The organism is Pseudomonas sp. GL-R-19 (genome assembly GCF_019956375.1).
Lineage (GTDB): Bacteria > Pseudomonadota > Gammaproteobacteria > Pseudomonadales > Pseudomonadaceae > Aquipseudomonas.
In genome coordinates this window covers 105,689-129,349 of sequence record NZ_JAHBDJ010000033.1, presented here as the reverse complement: position 1 = coordinate 129,349, position 23,661 = coordinate 105,689, and the positions used below count along the sequence as shown (strand labels likewise).

At 61.0% G+C, this 23,661-nt stretch carries 21 protein-coding genes; 12 read left to right on the top strand and 9 right to left on the bottom strand.

The window, feature by feature from the left end; translation table 11 throughout:
* The first annotated feature begins 103 nt into the window (after positions 1–103).
* Positions 104–571 carry a TlpA disulfide reductase family protein gene (locus tag KGA83_RS17905; RefSeq protein ID WP_108215282.1) on the top strand — a complete coding sequence of 156 codons (468 nt, stop codon included), beginning with the start codon at positions 104–106 and terminating at the stop codon, positions 569–571.
* 87 nt (positions 572–658) lie between these two features.
* Here KGA83_RS17905 and KGA83_RS17900 read toward each other — a convergent pair whose 3' ends face one another.
* From KGA83_RS17900 to KGA83_RS17885, 4 genes are all read right to left on the bottom strand, one after another.
* A complete protein-coding gene (locus KGA83_RS17900) occupies positions 659–1,063 on the bottom strand; it encodes an META domain-containing protein (RefSeq protein ID WP_108215283.1) in 405 nt (134 codons plus the stop codon).
* Positions 1,063–1,497, bottom strand: a complete 435-nt coding sequence (locus KGA83_RS17895) for a hypothetical protein (protein WP_008051485.1) — start codon at positions 1,495–1,497, stop codon at positions 1,063–1,065. Before KGA83_RS17895 ends, KGA83_RS17900 begins: the two co-directional genes overlap by 1 nt.
* A 77-nt stretch (positions 1,498–1,574) precedes the next feature.
* On the bottom strand, positions 1,575–2,567 hold the full coding sequence (locus KGA83_RS17890; protein ID WP_108215284.1) for a 2-hydroxyacid dehydrogenase: 993 nt from the start codon (positions 2,565–2,567) through the stop codon (positions 1,575–1,577).
* Positions 2,568–2,736: 169 nt separating this feature from the next.
* Positions 2,737–5,490, bottom strand: a complete 2,754-nt coding sequence (locus KGA83_RS17885) for a response regulator (protein ID WP_108215285.1) — start codon at positions 5,488–5,490, stop codon at positions 2,737–2,739.
* A gap of 215 nt (positions 5,491–5,705) precedes the next feature.
* Between KGA83_RS17885 and KGA83_RS17880 the strand changes: the two genes are divergently transcribed.
* The 7 genes from KGA83_RS17880 to KGA83_RS17850 all read left to right on the top strand — a co-directional run bounded on the left by KGA83_RS17880 (position 5,706) and on the right by KGA83_RS17850 (position 14,177).
* On the top strand, positions 5,706–6,425 hold the full coding sequence (locus KGA83_RS17880) for a response regulator transcription factor (RefSeq protein WP_108215286.1): 720 nt from the start codon (positions 5,706–5,708) through the stop codon (positions 6,423–6,425).
* Positions 6,415–7,770, top strand: coding sequence for a histidine kinase sensor domain-containing protein (locus KGA83_RS17875; RefSeq protein WP_411741912.1), 1,356 nt, complete (start codon positions 6,415–6,417; stop codon positions 7,768–7,770). Before KGA83_RS17880 ends, KGA83_RS17875 begins: the two co-directional genes overlap by 11 nt.
* Before the next feature lie 244 nt (positions 7,771–8,014).
* On the top strand, positions 8,015–8,917 hold the full coding sequence (gene cysM / locus KGA83_RS17870) for a cysteine synthase CysM (protein ID WP_108215288.1): 903 nt from the start codon (positions 8,015–8,017) through the stop codon (positions 8,915–8,917).
* Positions 8,917–10,269 (top strand): 23S rRNA (uracil(1939)-C(5))-methyltransferase RlmD, encoded by a 1,353-nt coding sequence (gene rlmD / locus KGA83_RS17865; protein ID WP_223530388.1) that lies wholly within the window; start codon positions 8,917–8,919, stop codon positions 10,267–10,269. The genes cysM and rlmD overlap by 1 nt, the downstream gene beginning before the upstream one ends.
* Positions 10,270–10,390: 121 nt before the next feature.
* The gene (gene relA, locus KGA83_RS17860) at positions 10,391–12,634 is read left to right on the top strand and encodes a GTP diphosphokinase (protein WP_108215290.1); all 2,244 of its coding nucleotides are present in this window, start codon (positions 10,391–10,393) and stop codon (positions 12,632–12,634) included.
* Between the two features lie 138 nt (positions 12,635–12,772).
* Positions 12,773–13,606 carry a nucleoside triphosphate pyrophosphohydrolase gene (mazG, locus tag KGA83_RS17855; protein ID WP_108215291.1) on the top strand — a complete coding sequence of 278 codons (834 nt, stop codon included), beginning with the start codon at positions 12,773–12,775 and terminating at the stop codon, positions 13,604–13,606.
* Between the two features lie 28 nt (positions 13,607–13,634).
* Positions 13,635–14,177 (top strand): DUF2058 domain-containing protein, encoded by a 543-nt coding sequence (locus tag KGA83_RS17850; RefSeq protein WP_108215292.1) that lies wholly within the window; start codon positions 13,635–13,637, stop codon positions 14,175–14,177.
* Between the two features lie 107 nt (positions 14,178–14,284).
* On the opposite strand, the gene KGA83_RS17845 is transcribed toward KGA83_RS17850, so the two are convergent.
* The 5 genes from KGA83_RS17845 to KGA83_RS17825 all read right to left on the bottom strand — a co-directional run bounded on the left by KGA83_RS17845 (position 14,285) and on the right by KGA83_RS17825 (position 19,692).
* The gene (locus KGA83_RS17845) at positions 14,285–14,473 is read right to left on the bottom strand and encodes a hypothetical protein (RefSeq protein WP_223530386.1); all 189 of its coding nucleotides are present in this window, start codon (positions 14,471–14,473) and stop codon (positions 14,285–14,287) included.
* A 393-nt stretch (positions 14,474–14,866) separates the two neighbouring features.
* The gene (gene fabB / locus KGA83_RS17840) at positions 14,867–16,087 is read right to left on the bottom strand and encodes a beta-ketoacyl-ACP synthase I (RefSeq protein WP_108215294.1); all 1,221 of its coding nucleotides are present in this window, start codon (positions 16,085–16,087) and stop codon (positions 14,867–14,869) included.
* 11 nt (positions 16,088–16,098) lie between these two features.
* Complete coding sequence (gene fabA, locus KGA83_RS17835) at positions 16,099–16,614, bottom strand: 3-hydroxyacyl-[acyl-carrier-protein] dehydratase FabA (protein WP_003227150.1); 516 nt, start codon at positions 16,612–16,614, stop codon at positions 16,099–16,101.
* A 247-nt stretch (positions 16,615–16,861) separates the two neighbouring features.
* Positions 16,862–18,763, bottom strand: coding sequence for an ATP-binding protein (locus KGA83_RS17830; protein WP_108215295.1), 1,902 nt, complete (start codon positions 18,761–18,763; stop codon positions 16,862–16,864).
* A complete protein-coding gene (locus KGA83_RS17825; RefSeq protein ID WP_223530384.1) occupies positions 18,760–19,692 on the bottom strand; it encodes an ABC transporter substrate-binding protein in 933 nt (310 codons plus the stop codon). The genes KGA83_RS17830 and KGA83_RS17825 overlap by 4 nt, the downstream gene beginning before the upstream one ends.
* A gap of 274 nt (positions 19,693–19,966) precedes the next feature.
* On the opposite strand from KGA83_RS17825, the gene KGA83_RS17820 reads away from it, so the two are divergent.
* From KGA83_RS17820 to KGA83_RS17805, 4 genes are all read left to right on the top strand, one after another.
* Positions 19,967–20,992 carry an NAD(P)H-dependent glycerol-3-phosphate dehydrogenase gene (locus tag KGA83_RS17820; protein ID WP_108215297.1) on the top strand — a complete coding sequence of 342 codons (1,026 nt, stop codon included), beginning with the start codon at positions 19,967–19,969 and terminating at the stop codon, positions 20,990–20,992.
* A gap of 31 nt (positions 20,993–21,023) precedes the next feature.
* Positions 21,024–21,371, top strand: coding sequence for a DUF4389 domain-containing protein (locus tag KGA83_RS17815; protein ID WP_108215298.1), 348 nt, complete (start codon positions 21,024–21,026; stop codon positions 21,369–21,371).
* Entirely contained in the window at positions 21,368–21,823 is a 456-nt protein-coding gene (sixA, locus tag KGA83_RS17810; protein WP_108215299.1) for a phosphohistidine phosphatase SixA, read from the top strand. Before KGA83_RS17815 ends, sixA begins: the two co-directional genes overlap by 4 nt.
* Positions 21,824–21,989: 166 nt before the next feature.
* On the top strand, positions 21,990–23,657 hold the full coding sequence (locus tag KGA83_RS17805) for an AMP-binding protein (RefSeq protein WP_223530383.1): 1,668 nt from the start codon (positions 21,990–21,992) through the stop codon (positions 23,655–23,657).
* Positions 23,658–23,661 lie beyond the last annotated feature (4 nt).

Genomic DNA, 23,661 nt, shown 5'->3' with positions numbered 1-23,661 from the left:
ATCTTGCGTAAGGTGGCGGCTATTCTAACTGTGCAGCGCGCAATCCAGAACCGTGAGAGGCGATGGGTCGCAGGCGCATTCAATTTTTGACAAGGAACACGACATGACAAGGCGACTGGCAGCGGCATTGGCGATCATCGGTGCGTTGATGCTGGGGGGCTGCGGGAATGACTATGGCATCGACCAGGACGGCCACAAGATCGCCGCCGACCGACTGGACGGCAAATGGCTGGTACTCAACTACTGGGCAGAATGGTGCGGGCCTTGCCGTACCGAGATCCCGGAGTTGAATGCCTTGGCCGAGCAGCTCAAGGACAAGAAAATCGGCGTGTTCGGGGTCAACTTCGACAACGTCCAGGGGCAAGAGCTGAAGGGCGCGAGCGAGAAGCTGGGAATCAGGTTCACCGTGCTGGCGCAGGACCCTACCGAACTGTTCGAGCTGCCGCGCAGCGAGGCGTTGCCGGTGACGTACATCATCGATAACAAGGGCAAGGTGCGTGAGCAGTTGATGGGGGAGCAGACGGCGGCGGGGGTGATGGCGAAGCTTGAGGCGTTGCAGGCTAAAAATTAAAGCAAAAAGATCGCAGCCTGCGGCAGCTCCTACATGGATTGTCGTACACCTGGTAGGAGCTGCCGCAGGCTGCGATCTTTCAGGGGATCAACCCTCCTCAAGCCACCAACGCAGCGGCTTGCCTTCGGCTGGCCAGAAGCGAATCTGCTCGATCGGGGAGACGTCCCAGCGCTGGACGTTTTCCAGGGCCTGAAGGAAGCGTTTTTCCTGTTCCATCAGCGCCGGTGCACACAGTTTGCGGGTGCTGCCGACTTTGCCGAAAGTCAGTTTGTCGCCATCGAGGGTGTACGGTGCGAACCAGTGGTTACAGCCACCATTGCCATAGGCCCTGCCGTCTTCAGCGAAGGTGATGGTCAGGTGGCTGTAGTCCATCAACGGCCGCTCGCCGATCCATTCCAGAATGTAGCTGCGGTTTTGTTGCAACTGCACCGGCTCGGCGGCGCAGCCCAGCAGGCTGGCACCGGCCATCGCGCTCAGAGCGAGGCGTTTCATCAAGCAGGCTCCTGGCATTTCGGGCACAGGTGTTTCTCGCCAACGGCGGTCCAGCCCAGCTCGGCAATCCGCGCAGTGGCGGCAGGCTTTTCGGCCTTGTTGCCCAGCTTGGCATCGACGGCGAACTCGAAGCTCAGCTCTTTGGCGCAGCTGTCACAGTTCACCTGCCAGGTATGAATAGCCAGTTCGCCGAATACCGGGCCACTGGCCACCGCGACCCATTGACCGGGCGGGTTGATCAGGTGGCGAACCGTTTCGACGGTCAGGCGCATGGACAAGTCCTTGGCACCCTTGAGGGTCACGACCAGCACGTCGTTGTTGCGAATCGAGCCACCGTTGCCGGTGACCTGATAACGCCCCGGCACCAGGGCGCGGCATTCGGTGAGGGTGTGTTGCGGGTTCATCAGGCTGTAGCGGAAATCGTGTTCGACCATGGGTCCTCCAAATATGCGCGATATGCTAGCACGGGCTTGCACGCGGCATCGCGCAGGCAGATGACCTTCGATCCGTTTCAGTCTCCCGTCACCTGATTCTGCGGTGTGCCCGCCGCCCAGGCGGCGATGTTGTGCAACGTGGTGGCGGCAATCGCGTCCAGGGCTTCGCGGGTCAGAAAGGCCTGGTGCGCGGTGACGATCACGTTAGGGAAGGTCAGCAACCGGGCCAGTACATCGTCTTGCAACGGCAGGTCCGAGCGGTCCTCGAAGAACAACTGCGCCTCTTCTTCATACACATCCAGGCCCAGGTAACCCAGGCGACCGTCTTTCAGGGCATCGATCAGCGCCGGGGTGTCCACCAGGCCGCCACGCCCGGTATTGATCAGCATTGCACCCGGTTGCATGTGCGCCAGCGATTCGCGGTTGATCAAGTGCTTGCTCTGTTCGTTGAGCGGGCAGTGCAGGCTGATGATCTGCGATTCGGCCAGCAGCTGTGGCAGGCTCAGGTAGCGGGCGCCGAGGGCTTCGACCTGCGGGTTGGGGTAGGGGTCATAGGCCAGTAACTGGCAGCCAAATCCGCTCATGATTTTGGCGAAGGTGGCACCGATCTGACCGGTGCCGACCACGCCGACGGTCTTGCCCGCCAGATCGAAACCGGTCAGCCCCTGCAATCTGAAATCCCCTTCGCGAGTGCGGTTGTAGGCGCGGGGCAAGCGGCGGTTGAGCGCGAGGATCAGCGCCACCGCGTGTTCGGCCACGGCGTGGGGCGAATAGGCCGGGACGCGCACGATGGCCAGTCCCAGGCGCTTTGCCGTCGGCAAGTCGACGTGGTTGTAACCGGCCGAGCGCAGTGCGATCAGGCGTGTGCCTGCGGCGGCAAGGCGCTCGAGCACCGCCGCGCCGAGGTCATCATTGATGAACGCACAGACCGCTTCATACCCATGGGCGAGCGCCACCGTGTCCAGGCTCAGGCGCGCAGGCTGAAAGTGCAGCTCGATGCCCGCCGGTTGCCCGGCCGCGAGAAAACTGTCGCGGTCGTAGTTTTGGCTGCTGAAAAAAATCGTACGCATGATGTCCTCTCTCCCGTTTCTGTAGGAGTTGCGGTGCGGCGATCCGACTTGCCAGCGAAGGCGGCCTCAAAGACAGCACAGGGTTTAAGATCCTCTTCGCTGGCAAGCCAGCTCCTACAGGGTTTGCGCTGAGCTTACGCTGATGTCTGATTGACGCAGTTGCGCTGCATCAAGCATTCATGCGCGCCTGGGCCGCCAGGCGATTGATCGCCCGGTCGAGCTCCTCCAGTGCCACGCTGGCATTCGGGTCCCGTTGCTTGAGCAGGGTTTCGCTGCGTTGGCAGGCCGCACGCAATTGCGGTACGCCGCAGTAACGCGTCGCGCCATGCAGGCGATGGACCCGTTCGATCAGGGCGTTGTGGTCGTTGCTTTGCCGAGCGAGGCGGATGGCTTCGCGGTCAGCCTCCAGGGACGCCAGCAGCATCGCCAGCATGTCCGCCGCCAGATCAGCCTTGCCGGCGGCCAGGCGCAATCCTTCGTCGTGGTCGAGGACCAACAGGTCATGGGCGCCAGCATGCCCATCGCCGGAGCGCTCCGGGCGGTGATTGCGCAGCGCCAGGCCGCTCCATTTCAGCACCACCTGCGCCAATTGCCGTTCGCTGATCGGTTTGGTCAGGTAGTCGTCCATGCCGCTTTGCAGCATCGCGCGTTTTTCGTTGGCCATGGCGTGGGCGGTGAGGGCCACGATCGGCAGCGGCGTGCAATGGCGTTCGCTTTCCCATTGGCGGATCGCCTCGGTACTCTGGCGGCCGTCCATGCCGGGCATCTGCACGTCCATCAACACCAGATCGAATGACTCTTTCTGCACCGCCTTGATGGCGGCAAAACCGCTTTCCACGGCGAGCACATTGGCGCCCATGTCTTCGAGCAGGGTCTGCACCAGCATCAGGTTGGCCGGATTGTCGTCGACGCAAAGCACCTTCGGTGCACGGCTGGACAACGGCTCGCCCGGCTCGCTGCGCATCGGGCGCGGGTTGACCAGATCAGACAGGGCGCGTCGCAACTTGCGGGTACAGGCCGGTTTCGCCTGGAGCTGGCTGTGGGGGTTGGGCACGGAAAGATGGAACAGCGTCTGTTCCGTGGTCGGGCACAGCACCAGCACTTTGCAGCCAAGATGCTCGAGGTCCCAGATGTGCTGGTTGAGGCGTTCCGGCGGCATGTCGTTGCTGGTGATGCCGAGCACTGCAAGTTCGATCGCCTGATCGGTCTGGTGGGCGGCGGTGACACCATTGGTCAGGCTTTCCAGGGTGTTGAACGGTGTGGTGTCGAGGCCACAGTCTTCCAGTTGATGCTGCAACGCCTGCCGGGCCAGTTCGTGGTTTTCCAGCACCGCCACCCGGCGCCCGAGCAGCGGCGCGGCGGGCAGGTCTTCGGCATCGTCGCGGGCTTTGGGCAGGCTCAGGCTGATCCAGAACTCCGACCCTTCCCCCGGCGTGCTGTCGACGCCGATCTCGCCGCCCATCTGTTCGATCAGGCGTTTGGAAATCACCAGACCCAGGCCAGTGCCGCCCGGTTGCCGCGACAGCGAGTTGTCGGCCTGACTGAAGGCCTGGAACAGGGCGCGTACGTCCTGGTTCGACAGGCCGATGCCGGTGTCCTGAATGCTGATGCGCAGCTGCACGGTGTCTTCGTGTTCTTCTTCGAGCATGGCGCGGGCGACGACGGTGCCTTCGCGGGTGAACTTGATCGCATTGCTCACCAGGTTCGTCAGGATCTGCTTGAGCCGCAGCGGGTCGCCCACCAGTGACAGCGGCGTGTCCCGATACACCAGGCTCACCAGTTCCAGCTGCTTGGCGTGGGCGGCCGGGGCGAGGATGGTCAAGGTGTCCTGGAGCAGGTCGCGCAGGTTGAACGGAATATGGTCGAGCACCAGCTTGCCAGCTTCGATTTTCGAGAAGTCGAGAATCTCGTTGATGATGCCCAGCAGGCTGTCGGCGGATTTTTCGATGGTGCCCAGGTAGTCGAGCTGGCGTGGGGTGAGCTCGCTTTTTTGCAACAGGTGGGTGAAGCCGAGAATGCCATTGAGCGGCGTGCGGATTTCATGGCTCATGTTGGCCAGGAATTCGGACTTGATCCGGCTCGCTTCCAGGGCCTCCTTGCGCGCCAGATCCAGCTCGATGTTCTGGATCTCGATGGTTTCCAGATTCTGGCGCACGTCTTCGGTGGCCTGGTCGATGCTGTGCTGCAATTCTTCCTGGGCATTTTGCAGGGTGCCGGCCATGCGGTTGATGCCGGAAGCCAGCTCATCCAGTTCCTGGCTGCCGAGGGGCGGCAAGCGGGTCTCCAGGTGGCCGTCCTTGAGTTGGGCCACGGCCTGCTTGATCTGGCTCAACGGCCGATTGATCGTGCGCCCCATGCGCAGGGCCAGCAGTGCCGCACCGATCAGTCCCGTAGCGATCAACATCAGGCTGGCGAACAGGCTGCGGTAACCGCGCAACAGCATGCCGTTATGGGACAGTTCGAGCTCGACCCAGCCGAGCAGGCGGTCTGCTTCTTCGGGAATCACGTCTCCGGCCAGGTTGCGGTGTTTACCGAACACCGGCAGCAGATAGCGGGTCGCATCGCTGCCGCTGCTGCGCAGCATCTGCGTGCCACTGCCAGAGGGCGTCTGATTGAGCATGGTCGGGCCGGCGTGGGCCAGCAAGGTGCGGTCGGGAGCCAGGAAGGTCACGGCCCGTACGTCGGTTTGTTCAAGGGCCTGGGTGGCGATGCGTTCGAGCAGTTCGTTGTCCTGGTGGCCCATGGCTGGCGCCGTCAATGGAGCCAACTGCTCGGCGATCATTTCGCCACGCTGCATAAGCTGGGTTTGCAGGTCAGCCTGTTGCATCCAGGTAAAATAACCCCCCAGCACCAACGCCATCAGGCTGGTGGGCAACAGGGTCAGCAACAGCACGCGGCCTTTGATTCCCAGTTTCTTGAGCACGCAACTCTCCTGCATCCCGCTATTCATAGGCCCGTACATGCATCCGCCATGCACCACTTGCGCAGTGTAGCGATTTGCTCGCGGGCAATCTTCGTAAAAATGGTGCAGTCATTCGTCGGCCCGGACGACTCTTTGGCGATACGGACAAACCGTGGGTTGCCCCTGGCGAGGCAATCTTGAATAATCGCTCAACTGAGAATTATTTGCAGATAGTCATGACTCCCATCACAGCTGGCCTCCCTCGAATCCTGTCCATCGAAGACGACCTTGTGCTCGGCGCCTACGTTCACGAGCACCTGGACCGCAGCGGCTTCCAGGTGACCTGGTGCCAGAACGGCCAGGAAGGCCTGGACATTGCCCGCCGGCAGCCTTTCGACGTGGTGTTGATGGATATCCTGCTGCCAGGCATGGACGGCCTGGCGGTATTGACTCAATTGCGCCAGAGCCATTCCACCCCGGTGTTGCTGATGTCGGCCCTCGGTGCCGAGGCCGATCGCATCAGCGGCTTTCGCCTGGGGGCCGATGATTACCTGCCAAAGCCCTTCAGCATGGTGGAGTTGCGGGTGCGCATCGAAGCCATTCTGCGGCGGGTGGCATTCGACCGCCGGCCTGCGCCCGCCGTGCCGGCCCCTTCGATGGACAGCCTGCGTTTCGACGATGAAAGCTTCGAGGTGTTTTATGGCGAACAGGCTGGCGGCCTGACCCGCAGCGAGTATCGGCTGCTGGAGACGCTGCACCGCAGCGCCGACGAAGTCCTGAGCAAAGCCTTCCTCTATCAACAGGTGCTGCAACGCGGTTATGCGGCCCATGACCGCAGCCTGGACATGCACATCAGCCAGATCCGCCGCAAGCTCAAGGCCATTGGCTACACCGAGCGTGAAGTGCGTACGGTATGGGGCAAGGGTTACATCCTGAGCGCCGTCGATGAAATGTAACTTGCCGGGCAGGCATTCGCTGTTCTGGAAACTGGCTTGTCTATTGGTCGCTTTCTGTCTGCTGATGATCTGGTTGAGTTGGTCCTGGGGGCGTTACATGGAGCAGCGCAACCAGTTCCTCTCCGATGAGGCCCGCGGCACCCTGACGCGCTACGCCGCCGAAGCCGAGCAGGCTTGGCGGCAGCACCAGAGCGCCGGTGTCGATCACTGGCTGCAAGGCATGCGACAGCGGGAATACGGCTGGGTCGGTGTCATCGGCGGTGATTTGCAGTCCTTGAGCAACCAATCGCTGACGGACAAGGAAGTCGAACGCCTGACTTTTTTGCGCGGCCTCGATTGGCCCATCCACAAGAAAGGCCGGCCCTGGATGCGCGTGCCGTTTCCCGGCGACCCGTCCGCCGGCAGCCTGGTGATCGAACTGCCCGAACGCTTTCTGCCTGGGCAATACCGGGTGTTCTGGCGGGTGATCACCAACGGCGTGATTCCGGGGTTGTTCACTTTGCTGCTGTGCGTCGGACTCTACCGATTGCTGGTGGTGCCACTCAATCACTTACGTGAGCAGGCCAACGCCTGGCGTGCCGACCAACTGAATGTGCGCCTGTCGAGCCGCACCACCAATCGTTGCGATGAATTGGGTGAGCTGGGGCGGGCGTTCGACCATATGTCCGAACGCCTGCAAAGCACCGTGGCCTTGCAGCAGCAACTGCTGCGCGACTTGTCCCACGAATTGCGTACGCCTTTGAGCCGCTTGCGGGTGGCCAGTGAAAGCGAGCAGGGGCTGGAGCCATTGCGCGAACGCATCGGCCGTGAGGTCGATGGCATGCAGCGCCTGGTGGAAGACACGTTGCAGCTGGCCTGGCTCGATACCGAGCGCACCCGGTTGCCCGACGAAGCGATCCAGATCCAGGCCCTGTGGGAAATGCTCACGGAGAATGCCTGCTATGAAAGTGGCTGGCCCAATTCGCAGTTGCAATGCGCGGTGGATTCATCCTGTTGGGTTCGCGGTCATCTCAACACCCTGGCCCAGGCGTTGGAAAACATTCTGCGCAATGCCATTCGTCATTCGCCGGCGGGCGGCATTGTCCAGCTGGGTGGCCAGCGTGATGGCGATTTCTGGCACCTGTGGCTGGAGGATCAGGGCGATGGTGTGGCGCAAGCGGATCTGGAACGGATCTTCCTGCCGTTCACCCGACTCGACGGTTCGCGGCCGGGGGACGGTGGATTCGGACTGGGCTTGAGCATTGCCCGGAACGCGGTGCAGCGTCAGGGTGGACAGCTTTGGGCGCAGAACACCGGGACCGGGTTGCGCTTGAATATGCGCTTGTTGGCGGATGATGGCGGATGATGGCGGTGCCAGTGACAACGTCATCGCGAGCAGGCTCGCTCCTACATTGACCGTGTTTCAACCGAAAAATGTGTGATCACCTCAACCCCCTGTAGGAGCGAGCCTGCTCGCGATGAGGCCCTTCCACACACCAATAAACCCGGGCTTATTCCCATAAGCCATAAGCACCATACTTTGCGTGATATGGCCTGCGAACGTTTGCCGGTATGATAGACGCCCCCGCAGTCTGGATTGCGAATACGCCATGACCTTGCAGTACCCAACCATCGCCGATTGCGTCGGCAACACTCCGCTGGTTCGTTTGCAGCGCCTGCCCGGCGCCACCAGCAATACCCTTTTGCTCAAGCTCGAAGGGAACAACCCGGCGGGTTCGGTCAAGGACCGTCCGGCGCTGTCGATGATCACTCGCGCCGAACTGCGCGGGCAGATCCATCCTGGCGATACGCTGATCGAAGCGACGTCGGGCAACACCGGAATCGCCTTGGCCATGGCCGCCGCGATCAAGGGTTACAGGATGATCCTGATCATGCCGGACAACTCCAGCGCCGAGCGCAAGGCGGCCATGACGGCCTATGGCGCCGAGCTGATTCTGGTCAGCCAGGAACAGGGCATGGAAGGCGCCCGTGACCTCGCGCAGAAGATGGAAGCCGAGGGTCGCGGCAAAGTGCTGGATCAGTTCGCCAACGGTGACAATCCCGAGGCGCACTACACCACCACTGGCCCGGAAATCTGGCGCCAGACCCAGGGCACCATTACCCATTTCGTCAGTTCCATGGGCACTACCGGGACCATCATGGGCGTGTCGCGCTACTTGAAAGAGCAGAACGACAACGTGCAGATCATCGGCCTGCAACCGATGGAAGGTTCGGCGATCCCGGGTATCCGCCGCTGGCCTCAGGAATACCTGCCGAAGATCTACCAGGCTGACCGCGTGGACCGGATCGTCGACATGGCCCAAAGCGAAGCCGAAGACGTGACCCGTCGTCTGGCCCGCGAAGAAGGCATTTTCTGTGGCGTGTCCTCGGGCGGCGCCGTGGCGGCAATGCTGCGCCTGTCCAGAGAAGTTGAAAACGCGGTGATCGTCGCGATCATCTGCGACCGCGGCGACCGTTACTTGTCGACCGGCATTTTCGACGCGCCCAACTGATGGCCAAACATGAAAGAGGCCTGCGCTTCCAGCCCACCGGCGGCAGCAAGGCCCCGCAAATCCCGACCGGCAAAAAACAGCGCCTGACCATCGAGCGCCTGGCCAATGACGGTCGCGGCATCGCGTTTTTCGAAGGTCGTACCTGGTTCGTCATCGGTGCGTTGGCCGGCGAAGAAATCGAGGCTCGCGTACTCGGTGCCCACGGCAAAGTGGTCGAGGCGCGGACCGAGCGGGTGTTCAAAGCCAGCGAATTGCGCCGCCCGGCGCCGTGCGCCCATGCCGGCCGTTGCGGCGGCTGCAGCGTGCAGCATTTGCCCCATAACGAACAACTCGCCCTGAAACAGCGCATGCTCGCCGAGCAATTGTCCAAGATCGCCGGTGTCGCGCCCGAGGAGTGGGCCGAACCATTGACCGGTCCGGAATTCGGCTACCGTCGTCGCGCCCGTGTGGCGGTGCGCTGGGACATGAAGGCGAAGAAACTCGAAGTCGGGTTCCGCGCCGCCGGCAGCCAGGACATCGTTGGCATCGATGATTGCCCGGTGCTGGTACAGCCCTTGCAACCCATCATGGCCCGCCTGCCGGAGATGCTGCGGCGCTTGAGCAAACCTCAGGCACTCGGGCATGTGGAGTTGTTCAGCGGCTCGACGTTGGCGGTTTTGTTGCGGCACATGGCGCCGTTGTCCGACGCCGACCTGACGATCCTCAAGGATTTCTGCGCGTTCCACGAAGCCCAGTTGTGGCTGCATGGCGACGGTGAACCGCAGCCGGTCGAGGCCGATCGGTCGTTGGGCTATCGTCTTGAACAGTGGGGTCTGGAGCTGGCATACCGTCCAGGGGATTTCATCCAGGTCAACGCCGCAGTCAATGAAGCGATGGTCGCCCAGGCGCTGGACTGGTTGAAGCCGACAGCAGATGAGCGCGTACTCGATCTGTTCTGTGGCCTGGGCAACTTTGCCTTGCCACTGGCCAAGGCCGCTCGCGAAGTGGTAGCGGTCGAAGGTGTGCGGGTGATGGTCGATCGGGCAGCGGCGAATGCAGCTAGCAATAATCTGCATAACGCGAAGTTTTTTCACGCCGATTTATCCCAGCCTTTGACGGACGCCGAATGGGCCGCCGAAGGCTTTTGTGCGGTACTCTTGGACCCACCGCGTGACGGTGCTTTCGAGGTTGTTCACAAGCTCAAGACCCTGGGCGCCGAACGGTTGGTGTACGTGTCGTGCAACCCGGCCACTCTGGCGCGTGACACGGTCGAATTGATCAAGCAGGGCTACCGGTTAAAACGTGCCGGGATTCTCGATATGTTTCCTCAAACGGCACATGTCGAGGCCATGGCGTTATTTGAAGCGAGCTAGGATGCTCGTCTGGTCCGACTGGCCCGCCCGTGCAGCCGCGCACCAGCCCGACGTGGGCGCATGGGTAACGAAGGTCAGCGAATTGACGCATTGAATCTGCGTCGTAGGGAAGGTAAGCAAGATGGTACAGGTGAGAGCACACCAGCCGATCAACACCGACGGCAGTATCAATCTCGAGGCTTGGCTCGATCACGCGGTGAGTGTCGATCTGGCACTGGATCGCGAAGCCTTGAAAGAGGCCTGCGAGTACGCTCGCGAGGCCGAACAACAAGCCAATGCGGCACAGAATCTCTGGTCGGAAGGGAACTCCACGTTCCGTACCGGCCTTGAGATCGCCGAGATTCTCGCCGATCTCAAACTCGATCAGGACTCACTGGTCGCCGCGGTCCTGTACCGGGGCGTGCGCGAAGGCCAGATCCCGTTGCCGGCGGTCAGCCAGCGTTTCGGCCCGGTGGTGGCCAAACTCATCGACGGCGTGCAACGCATGGCGGCGATCAGCGACAGCCTGAGTCCGCGCAAATCCTTGGTGATGGGCACCCAGGGCCAGGTGGAAAACCTGCGCAAGATGCTGGTGGCCATGGTCGACGACGTTCGCGTCGCCCTGATCAAACTGGCCGAGCGTACTTGCGCCATCCGTGCGGTGAAGACCGCCGACGACGAAAAACGCAACCGCGTCGCCCGTGAAGTCTTCGACATCTACGCGCCACTGGCCCATCGCCTGGGTATCGGTCACATCAAGTGGGAGCTGGAGGACTTGTCCTTCCGTTACCTGGAGCCGGACCAGTACAAGCAGATCGCCAAGTTGCTCCACGAGCGGCGCCTGGATCGCGAGCGCTTCATCAGCGACGTGATGAGCCAGCTGAAAAACGAATTGCAGGCCACCGGCGTCGATGCCGACATCAGCGGCCGGGCCAAACACATCTATTCGATCTGGCGCAAAATGCAGCGCAAGGGTCTGGAGTTCAGCCAGATCTACGACGTTCGAGCCGTTCGCGTGCTGGTGCCGGAAATGCGCGATTGCTACACCGCGCTCGGCATCGTCCATACCCTGTGGCGGCACATTCCGAAAGAGTTCGACGACTACATCGCCAACCCCAAGGAAAACGGCTATCGCTCGCTGCACACGGCGGTGATCGGGCCCGAGGGCAAGGTGCTGGAAGTGCAGATCCGCACCCATGCGATGCACGAAGAAGCCGAACTCGGTGTGTGCGCGCACTGGCGCTACAAGGGCACCGACGTCAAGTCCGGCTCCAATCACTACGAAGAGAAAATCTCCTGGCTGCGCCAGGTACTCGAATGGCACGAAGAGCTGGGTGACATCGGTGGCCTGGCGGAACAGCTGCGGGTCGATATCGAGCCCGACCGGGTCTACATCTTTACCCCGGACGGTCACGCCATCGACTTGCCCAAGGGGGCGACGCCGCTGGACTTCGCCTACCGCGTACACACCGAAATCGGTCACAACTGCCGCGGCGCCAAGATCAACGGGCGCATCGTGCCGCTCAATTACAGCCTGCAAACCGGTGAACAGGTCGAGATCATCACCAGCAAGCACGGCACCCCGAGCCGCGACTGGCTGAACCCGAACCTGGGTTACGTCACCACATCCCGGGCGCGGGCGAAGATCGTTCACTGGTTCAAGTTGCAGGCCCGTGACCAGAACGTCGCGGCCGGTAAAACGCTGCTGGAGCGCGAGCTCAATCGCCTCGGCCTGCCCGCGGTGGATTTCGACAAGCTGGCCGACAAGGCCAACATGAAAACCGCCGAAGACCTGTTCGCCGCCCTCGGTGCCGGGGATCTGCGCCTGGCGCAACTGGTCAACCTGGCGCAGCAACTGGTCGAGCCGGAGCGTGGCAACGAGCAGCTGGAGCTGATTCCACGCAAGGCCACCGGCTACAAGCCGGGCAAGCGCGGCGATATCCAGATACAGGGTGTCGGCAACCTGATGACCCAGATGGCCGGCTGCTGCCAGCCGTTGCCGGGCGATGCAATCGTCGGTTACATCACTGTAGGTCGCGGAGTGAGCATTCACCGCCAGGACTGCGCCTCGGTGCTGCAGCTGGCCGGGCGCGAGCCCGAGCGAATCATCCAGGTCAGCTGGGGGCCGGTGCCGGTGCTCACCTATCCGGTGGACATCGTCATCCGCGCCTACGACCGTTCCGGTCTGCTGCGTGACGTCTCGCAGGTGCTGCTCAATGAGCGGATCAACGTGCTGGCGGTCAACACCCGCTCGAACAAGGAGGACAACACCGCGCTGATGTCCCTGACCATCGAGATTCCGGGACTGGACGCATTGGGGCGGTTGCTGGGGCGGATTTCCCAGTTGCCGAACATCATCGAAACCCGGCGTAACCGTACGCCATGAGGCGAGAGGGCTTTACTGTAGGAGCGAGCTTGCTCGCGATGAACCAGAGGACGGCGCGTTGATCCAGATTGCACGCGTCATCGTTAACGTCCATCGCGAGCAAGCTCGCTCCTACAGAGAGCAGGCAGAGACAGATTGATGTATTCACTTGAAGATTTACTGCACCTGATGAACCGCCTGCGCGACCCGCAGTACGGTTGCCCGTGGGATCTCAAGCAAACCTGGGCCACCATCGTCCCGCACACCCTCGAAGAAGCCTACGAAGTCGCCGACGCCATCGAGCGCGGCGACCTCGATCACTTGCAGGGTGAGCTGGGCGATCTGTTGTTCCAGGTGGTTTATTACAGCCAGTTGGCTCGGGAAGAGGGGCGCTTCGAGTTCGCCGGCGTGGTCGACGGCATCACCCGCAAGCTGATCCGCCGTCATCCCCACGTGTTCCCCACGGGTGACCTGTATGCGCCACTGGATGTTCCGCGCTTGAGTGAAGAGCAGGTCAAGCGGCGTTGGGAAGAGATCAAGGCCGAGGAGCGCGCGGAGAAATCTTCAGCGCCCGAACAGCTGTCGTTGCTCGATGATGTTCCCGCCGCACTGCCAGCATTGTCCCGTTCGGCAAAGCTGCAGAAGCGCGCGGGGCAGGTCGGGTTCGACTGGCCAGACGCCTTGCCGGTGCTCGATAAAGTGCGTGAAGAGCTTGATGAAGTCCTCGAAGCGATGTCGGAAAACGATCCCGAAGCCGTGGCCGACGAGATCGGCGATCTGCTGTTTTCCGTGGTCAATCTGGCGCGGCATCTCAAGGTCGATCCGGAAACCGCACTGCGTGGCGCCAATGGCAAGTTTGAACGACGCTTTCGTTTTATCGAACAGGCATTGCGCGACACCCGCCGTCCCATGGAAGATTGCACCCTCGAAGAGTTGGACGCCTTGTGGGGCGAAGCCAAACGTCAGGAAAAGAATTTGCCCAGCTGCGGTTGAGCAGTGGCCTAAGTGAGTAATAAGCACCATGAGCATTTCCCTTCGCGACCAGTTGCTCAAAGCAGGGCTGGTCAACCAGAAGCAGGCCAAGCAGGTCAGCAAAGACAAGCAGAAACAACAACGCCTGGCCCACAAAGGCCAGATCGAGCTGGATGACTCCCAGCAGCGCGCGGCGCAGGAAGCCATGGCCGAGAAGGTCAAGCGCGACCAGGAACTCAACCGCCAGCAGCAGGAGAAGGCCGAGGCCAAGGCCCGTGCCGCGCAGGTCAAGCAATTGATCGAAGTCTCGCGCCTGCCGAAATTGACGACCGAGGACTACTACAACTTCGTCGACGACAAGAAGGTCAAGCGCATCTGCGTCAACACCCTGATGCGTAACAAGCTCAGCAGCGGTTCGCTGGCCATCGTGCATCACGCTGGCGGCTACGAAGTGATTCCGCGCGAGGCGGCACTGAAGATTCAGGAACGCGACCCACAGCGCATCGTGCAATTGAATGTGCAGACCGAAGAGGTCGCTGCCGAGGACGATCCGTACGCCGCCTATAAGATCCCTGATGACCTGATGTGGTAACACTTGCAGGAGCGAGCTTGCTCGCGAAAAACGTGAATGTCGCACGCTGTCTGAAACCAGCGCCGCCCTCAGGTTCTTCGCGAGCAAGCTCGCTCCTGCAAGTTTTCTCAGGCGGAATGTAACTCGCGTTGCTGCTCCAGGGTTTCCAGTTCGGCCTTGTAGTTTTGCGCATCGGTTTCGCAGTGGAACATCCCGACCAGCAGGTCTTGTTGATGCACGTCCCAGATCCGGATACCGGCGGCTACCCCCTCGTGGGATTTATGTGAATCGTCGCGTTCAGTTACTTTTACAGTCATCTGCTAGCTCCAATCTCTGTTATCTGCAGCAAGGCATGTGCAGGCCTTTGTTATAGAGTTTGGTAGCTTGCTAAGTAAACGACTGAGTTTGGTAAGGGTTTTTTGCAAAAACGGAAACAGTCCTGCAGCCCGCCAAACACGCGACATTCGGTCGCAGGGTGGTTGGTTTCATGACAAAAGCTTCATCTCCAGAACGTACCGCAGACCCTTGTAGGAGTGAGCCTGCTCGCGATAGCGGTGGGTCAGTTACCAGTGATGTCGACTGGAATACCTCTATCGCGAGCAGGCTCACTCCTACAGTGGATTTGTGTATGTCTTGAGGTTTTTCTCAAGGCAAAAAAAACGCCCCGAACCAGTCGGGGCGTTTTCATGTGCGGCTTGGCAGCGGGGGAGTTACTTGCCTGCCCAGCGCTTCAGTACCAGGGTGGCGTTGGTGCCACCGAAACCGAAGCTGTTGCTCATCACGGTGTTGATGGTGGCGTTTTCGCGGGTCTTGGTCAGCACCGGCAGGTCGGCCACTTCAGGGTCCAGCTCGTCGATGTTGGCGGAGCCGGCAATGAAGTTGCCTTCCATCATCAGCAGGCAGTAGATCGCTTCGTGAACACCGGCGGCGCCCAGGGAGTGACCCGACAGGCTCTTGGTGGAGCTGATGGCCGGAGCCTTGTCGCCGAACACTTCACGCACGCCTTTCATTTCCGCGACGTCGCCGACCGGGGTCGAGGTGCCGTGGGTGTTCAGGTAGTCGATCGGGGTATCGACGGTGGACAGCGCCTGCTGCATGCAGCGGATCGCGCCTTCGCCGCTCGGGGCAACCATGTCGTAGCCGTCGGAGGTCGCGCCGTAGCCGACGATTTCCGCGTAGATCTTCGCGCCGCGGGCCAGAGCGTGTTCCAGCTCTTCAACCACGACCATGCCGCCACCGCCGGCAATGACGAAACCGTCACGCTTGGCGTCGTAGGCACGGGAAGCTTTTTCCGGGGTTTCGTTGTACTGGGTGGACAGGGCGCCCATGGCGTCGAACAGGAACGATTGGCTCCAGTGTTCTTCTTCACCGCCGCCGGCGAAAACGATGTCCTGCTTGCCCAGCTGGATCTGTTCCATGGCGTTACCGATGCAGTGAGCACTGGTGGCGCAAGCGGAGGAGATCGAGTAGTTCACACCCTTGATCTTGAACGGCGTGGCCAGGCAGGCGGAAACGGTGCTGCCCATGGTCCGCGTGACGCGGTACGGGCCGACGCGCTTGACGCCTTTCTCGCGCAGGATGTCCAGGGCTTCCATCTGGTTCAGGGTCGACGCGCCACCGGAGCCGGCGATCAGGCCGGTACGCACGTTGGAAACCTGCTCTTCGGTCAGGCCGGAGTCGGTGATGGCGTCTTTCATGGCCAGGTAGGCATAACCTGCCGCGTGGCCGACGAAGCGATAGATCTTGCGATCGATCAGTTCTTCAAGGTTGAGGTCAATGGAGCCGGAAACCTGGCTACGCAGACCCATTTCGGCATATTCCGGGTTGAACCGGATGCCAGGGCGGCTTGCACGCAGGTTAGCGGAGACGGTCTCTTTGTCATTGCCCAGGCAAGAAACGATGCCCAGACCAGTGATAACGACGCGGCGCATGCGAATAACCCTTAGAAGTTGTCAGTGGAGGTGAACACGCCGACCCGGAGGCCTTCGGCGGTGTAGATTTCGCGACCGTCGACAGTGACCGAACCGTCGGCAATGGCCAGGTTCAGTTTACCCTTGAGGACGCGCTTGATATGAATGTTATAGGTGACTTTTTTGGCGGTCGGCAGAACCTGGCCGAAGAATTTCACTTCGCCCGAACCCAGCGCACGGCCACGGCCCGGCAAGCCTTGCCAGCCCAGGAAGAAACCGACCAGTTGCCACATGGCGTCGAGGCCCAGGCAGCCCGGCATCACCGGATCGCCTTCGAAGTGACAGGCGAAGAACCACAGGTCCGGATTGATATCCAGCTCGGCGACCAATTCACCTTTGCCGTACTTGCCACCTTCTTCGCTGATCAGGGTGATGCGATCAACCATCAGCATGTTCGGGGCGGGCAGTTGCGCGTTACCTGGGCCGAACAGCTCACCGCGACTGCAGCGCAGCAGGTCTTCCCGGGTAAAGGCGTTTTGTTTGGTCATGCGAGCTCCTCAATAGTCCCATGCGGCAGGTGGGGCAAATCTTCCCGGCCGATCGAAGCGTTCATGCCTCGAACCGGCAGCCTACTCATAGACTATTGCGTTGTGGTGAAAGTCACAGCACCAAGGACATGAAAGTACACTTGTGCACTGAAATTATTATTCAAGCCCCTTTTCGGGCCTGTTCGGGGGCTTAAGACTGCCGCACTTTCGCCTTTCACGCCAGTCGCAGATGCTCGAAAGGCCTGTACTACTGCACCCATCGCTGCAGAATTTGCTGCAGATCAGTGCGTTTGAACGGCTTGGCCAGGTAATCGTTCATCCCCGCCGACAAACAGGCTTCGCGGTCACCCTGCAGGGCGTTGGCAGTCAGCGCGATGATCGGCAGGTCGGTGCAACCGGGTAATTGGCGGATCTGTCGGGTGGCTTCATAGCCATCGATGACCGGCAAGCGGCAATCCATCAGGATCGCTTCGAAAATCAGGCTCTCGGCGCTGCGAACCGCCTGCGCGCCGTCGACCGCGAGACTGACCTTGAAGCCCAGGCTGCGCAACATGGCTTCGATGACCGTCTGGTTGACCGGGTTGTCTTCGACCAACAGCACATTGCGTCCTTCGCCGCCGCTGTCGCCGTTTTGCGCGCGGGGGGGCAACAGCGTCTGCGTCTGCTGGTGCAGTGCCAGGGGAATTTCCAGGGTGAACACCGAACCGCGGCCTTCCTCACTCTGCGCGCGCAAGGTGCCGCCCATGCGTTCGGCGAGCGTACGGGCAATCGGCAGGCCCAGCCCGGTGCCGCCGTAGCGTCTTGAAATGGTGCTGTCGGCCTGCTGGAAAGCGTTGAACATCAATTCCAGGCTTTGCGTCGGGATGCCGATGCCGCTGTCGCGCACGGTGCAGGTGAACCACAGCAACTCGTGGTCCAGCGACTGCCACTGCGCCTCGATGGTGATGCGGCCCTGCTCGGTGAACTTCAGCGCATTGCCGATCAGGTTGACCAGTATCTGCCGGATACGCGTCGGGTCGCCCTTGACCTGCAAGCCATGCATGTCATCGGGGATCATCAGTTGCAGGTCGAGGCCGCGTTGCGCGGCGCTGTGCTGGAACGACTGGGCGCAACTGCCGATCAGTTCGACGAGATTGAACGCAATGTGCTCCAGTTCCAGCTCTGAACGTTCGATCCGCGAGAAATCCAGAATGTCGTTGATGACCTTGAGCAAGTGCTCGGTAGACTCCGAAGCCAGCGCCGCGTATTCCACCTGCTCCTCGGTCATGTCGGTGGTTTCCAGCAACTGCAGCATGCCCAGTACGCCATTCATCGGTGTGCGCAGTTCATGGCTCATCATGGCGAGGAAGTCGGATTTGGCGTTGTTGGCCTTTTCCGCTTCTTCGCGGGTCTGGATCAACTGCGCCATGGCCTGATGCTGTTCGCGGCTGGCCTGCTCGAGACCGCTGGCGAGGTTGTTGATGTGTTGCGACAGCGCCCCCAGCTCGGTGTCGTCGACAATGGGCAGCGGTGTTTTGTAGTCGCCGTCCTGGATCGCCTTGACCGCATTGCCGATATCACGGATTGGTTGCGACAGGCTGCCCGCCAGACGCCGGGCCACGAAGAAGGTAAATAGCAGGGCAAACAGCGCCAGAATGGCGGCCTTGAGCACGATTTCCTGCTGGCGTTGGCTGAAGGCATCGTTGGACAGTCCGACGATCACCCGGCCGAGATAGTCTTCGGAGGGGGCCGCGCTGGCGGATTTGCTGCTCTGGAAAAAATCATTGTGCAACGCGATTCGCTGGAGCCGTATCGGTGCCTGGAACACTTCGAGCTGTTGCGCGCGATTGTAGTGTTCGCTCGGTTGTTCGACGTACACCAGAACCCGGTTGGCGCTGTCCTGGATTTCCAGAAAGCTCACGTTGGGCGTGGCCAGCGTCGCCTTGAGCAAGGTCTCGAGCACTTCGATGTTGCCCGAGATCACCCCGTATTCGGTGGCCGGGGCCAGTTGATTGGCGATCAACTGGCCGGTGTGGGTGATTTCCTGACGCAGGTCCTGGATACGCACGAACGTGAAGAAGCTGATCAGCAGCAAGGTCAGCAGCAGTGCTGGGCCGAGGCTGATGAGTTGGGTGCGGGTGCTGATGTCCCAGCGACGGCGCAAGTTCATGGGCGGCGTTCTCCTTCAGCCAGCAACGTGGCGACCGACGCGTCGTTTATCTGTTCGATACCCAATGAACGCGCCACCTGCGGATTGCTCGCGACCTTGAATCGATGGGGATAGTGCGTGCGCGGCCAGGTGGCCGGTGGCCGGTCGAGCAATTCGTCGAGGGCCGCCAGCCAGTCGCTCTGATCGCTGTAGGTGCTGGCCAGGCTTGCGGCCTTGACGAAACCTGCGTTGGGTCCGATCAGCGCCATTTGCCGTGAGTAGCTGCTCAACAGCAGGTTCTTTGCGGTTTGCGGGTTGTACAGGTCGGCATCGTCCAGGCCCAGCAACACGTCGCTATTATTCAGCAGGGCCTGTAACGGACGACTGTCGTGAATGTTGTCCCAGCGCTGGGTGACCACCTCCAGACCCAAGGGGAGGGCGGCATTACGTAGCTCATTCAACAGAAATTCACTGTGGTTGTCGTAGAGCACGCCGATGCGTTTGGCTTCGGGCAACAGGGTGCGGGTCAAGCGCAACTGGCGGTCCAGTGGTGGATCGCTCCATAGCAGGGAAAGGTGTGCAGGCAGCGTGTTGTTCAAGCGTCGTCGGGCTTGCAGGCGGCTGATGCGCAACACCAGTGTCGCCGGGCCCCGGGTGTCCTGCAGGCGCCAGTCGAGGCTGGGCAGGTCGAGCAGTATCAAGCGGATGTTTTCCGGCAGCTTGTCAGGAGTCGGCAAACTCGCCAGTGTCTGGAAGCGTACGTTATCGTTCGGTCGCAACTCGCTCAGGGCCTGGGTAAACGTCCGCACATCGGGGCTGTCTTCGGCACCCGTGAGCAAAATGTCGGCCGCGTTACCCGGCAGGCTACCCAACAAGCTGCCGAACAATAGACAAAGCACGGCCAGCAGCCGGCGCAGGGACGGCGTTTTCCAGGCTGGGCAATACGACATATTAAAGCTCCAGCTCCGGCGAGCTGAAAATCAGCGCCAGTACCAGGGGCGAACGCGGAGAAGGAGCACCCGGAGACACAACACATCCCAGTCAGTGATTGATCGCGCGCATGTTAACCGAGCTGGATGACTTTTCCATTCACGATGCCCGCATTTTCCTCGGTTTTATTGGTCTTCTTCCCACCGCTGCCGGTATTTGATGTCGGGGCTGGCCGCCGATGGGCTGCCCCGTATAATGCCGACATCGCCACTGGTATGGATTAACGGATTGCATATGACTGAACAGCGCCCGATTGCGGTCCTGGGAGGCGGAAGTTTTGGAACCGCCGTGGCTAATCTGCTGGCCGAAAATGGGCTTCAGGTCCTTCAGTGGATGCGTGACCCCGAACAGGCCGAGGCCATGCGGGTCAATCGCGAAAACCCGCGTTACCTCAAAGGCATCAAGATTCTGCCCAGCGTCACGCCGGTCACCGACCTGCAAGCCACCCTGGACGCCTGTGACCTGTGTTTTGTCGCATTGCCCTCCAGCGCGCTGCGCTCGGTGCTGGTGCCGCACGCCGAACGGTTGACCGGTAAATTACTGGTGAGCCTGACCAAAGGTATCGAAGCCCATACATTCAAACTGATGAGCGAGATCCTCGAAGAGATCGCCCCGCAGGCACGCATCGGCGTCCTGTCCGGACCCAACCTGGCCCGTGAAATCGCCGAACATGCACTGACCGCCACGGTGGTCGCCAGTGAAGACGAAGAACTCTGCCAGCAGGTTCAGGCCGCGCTGCACGGCCGCACCTTTCGTGTTTACGCCAGCGCCGACCGTTTCGGTGTGGAGCTGGGCGGGGCGTTGAAAAACGTTTACGCGATCATAGCCGGCATGGCGGTGGCACTGGGCATGGGGGAAAATACCAAGAGCATGCTGATCACCCGGGCATTGGCGGAAATGACCCGCTTTGCGGTGAATCAGGGCGCCAACCCGATGACCTTCCTGGGGCTTGCGGGCGTAGGCGATCTGATCGTGACCTGTTCATCGCCCAAGAGCCGCAACTATCAGGTCGGCTTCGCCCTCGGCCAGGGCCTGAGCCTGGACGAGGCTGTAACGCGCCTGGGCGAAGTCGCCGAAGGGGTCAACACCCTTAAAGTGCTCAAGGCCAAGGCCCAGGAGGTTGGCGTGTACATGCCGCTGGTCGCCGGGCTGCACGCGATCCTGTTCGAGGGGCGCACGCTGGAGCAGGTCATCGGTCTGCTGATGCGTGGAGAGCCGAAAACCGACGTCGATTTTATTTCCACCAGTGATTTCAAATAATCACGCTTGCCAGAAAAGCAGGGAGTTGCGCATGAACGATCCAAAAGTAGAAGCCAAATACGAGTCCATCCTGCTGCGTGTGTTGTGGATGGTGGTCTTCGTGCTGGTGTGGCAAGTGGCGCAGTTCATCCTCGGTGCCGTCGTGCTGGTGCAGTTGATCTATCGTTTGATCTATGGCGCCCCGAACGCCAGTCTGATGAATTTCGGCGACAGCCTGAGCCAGTTTCTGGCGCAGATCGGTCGTTTCGGCAGCTTTCACAGCGACCAGAAGCCTTGGCCGTTCGCCGATTGGCCGACGCCGCGTACGCCGGAAGGTGAAGCGCCGCATGTCGTGGCACCGGCACCGCATTCGGCTCGAGATGAGGAACCCAAGCTATGAAACTCTGGGTAATGCGTCATGGTGAAGCCGTGCCGCACGGTGCCCGACTCCACGATTCGGAGCGGGAACTGACGGATAACGGTCGTAAGGAAGTATTGAAAATCACCGCAGAGCTGATGGGGCAGCCGCTGACGGCGATCTACGCCAGTCCGTACCTGCGAGCGCAGCAAACAGCGCAACTGGTGCGCGAAACACTGGGATTCGAGCCGGAAATCCGCACCGTCGAGTGGCTGACACCGGACACGGAGCCGGACAAGGTGGCCGAGCAACTGGTGTCGGTGAGCAACGTCCTTTTGGTCAGCCACAACCCGCTGGTGGGACATTTATTGAGTTACCTGCAACATGGCGCCGGGTATCCGCCGGAAAAAGTCAGCACCGCCGGATTGGCCGAACTCAATGGCGACGAGTTGCTGATCGGGTCGATGAAGCTCGACAGCATCAAGCACCCATAAAAGCAAAGATCGCAGCCTGCGGCAGCTCCTACAAGATGCACGCCATTTCCATGTAGGAGCTGCCGCAGGCTGCGATCTTTTGATTTTGTTTTTCTGTTAAATAATCAACCAAGCACTTGCTTGGTTGACTACGCTTGCTCCAGACCAAAAAAAACAGGAGCGAGTCATGTCTGCTGCTTTTCGTTTGCCGCTGGACGTTTTCTACGAGCGTGAGGCCCGTCATCCCCGCCAGCGCTTTCTGGTCCAGCCTGTCGCAGGTGGACAGGTCGAAACATTGACCTGGGCGGACGTCGCTCATCAGGCCCGTTGCGCGGCCCATTGGTTGCGCGCGCGGGACCTGCCGCAGGGCAGCCATATCGCCCTGATCTCGAAAAACTGTGCGCACTGGATCATTGCCGACCTGGCGATCTGGATGGCCGGGCATGTGTCGGTGCCGTTGTACCCCAACCTCACCGCCGAGACCGTTGCCCAAGTGCTCGAACACTCGCAAGCGCTGCTGGCGTTCATCGGCAAGCTCGACGACTGGCCAGGCATGTCCCGTGGCGTCAGCCCCGATCTGCCGACCATCAGTCTGCCGCTACATCCACCTGGTACGTTCGATTTCAGTTGGGCCGACCTGCAACGCAGCTCGCCGATCCAGGACGATCCCAAACCTGCCGCCGATCAACTGGCGACCATCATTTACACCTCCGGCACCACTGGCATGCCCAAAGGCGTGATGCACAGTTTTGGCACCCTGGGGTTCGCCACCACTCGTGGCACTGCGTTGTTCGGCCTCAACGAGTCGGACCGACTGCTGTCCTATTTGCCGCTGTGCCACGTTGCCGAACGGATGTTCGTCGAACTGGCATCGATCTACACCGGCCAAACGGTATTTTTCGCCGAGAGCCTGGACACCTTTCTCACCGACCTGCAACGTGCGCGCCCGACCGCACTGTTTGGCGTGCCGCGCATCTGGACCAAATTCCAGATGGGCGTGTACAGCAAGATCCCGGCCAAACGTCTCGATTTCTTGCTCGGCCTGCCGATCATCGGCAAGCGGGTCGGGCATAAAGTTCTCGCCGGGTTGGGACTGGATGCGTTGCGCATTGCGCTGTCCGGTGCTGCACCGGTGCCGCAGACCTTGTTGCAGTGGTATCGCAAACTGGGACTGGATGTGCTGGAGGTCTACGGCATGACTGAAAGCTGCGGCTATTCGCACATCGGCATGCCGGGCCAGAACAAACCGGGCTGGATCGGCAAGCCGTGCCCGGAAGTCCAAGTGCGGATCGCCGAGACAGGGGAGGTCATGGTGCGCAGTGGCGCGACCATGCTCGGCTATTACAAGGAACCGGAAAAAACCGCCGATACCATTACCGGGGACGGCTTCCTGCGCACCGGCGACAAGGGCGAGGAGGACGCCGAAGGCAATCTGCGCCTGACCGGGCGCCTGAAGGAAATCTTCAAGACCAGCAAAGGCAAATACGTGGCCCCGGCGCCGATTGAAAATCGTCTGGCCGTGCACTCGCGTATCGAACAGGTCTGCGTGGTGGGCGATGGCTTGGGTGCGCCGTTGGGCTTGTGCGTATTGTCGGCGGTCGGCCGGCAGGATGCCGGCGGGGCCGCGCGCGCCGGCTTGCATTCCAGCCTGGAAAAACTGCTGGAAGAGGTCAATGCGGCCCTCGACAAACATGAACGGCTGCGGCGCCTGGTGGTGGTCAAGGACAGTTGGGCCGTGGAAAACGGTTTTCTCACCCCGACCCTGAAGATCAAGCGCAATGTGATCGAAGCGGCTTACGGTGAGCGCTTTGAAGAATGGAGCGAGCGCAGCGAAGCGGTGCTGTGGCAGGATTGATCCA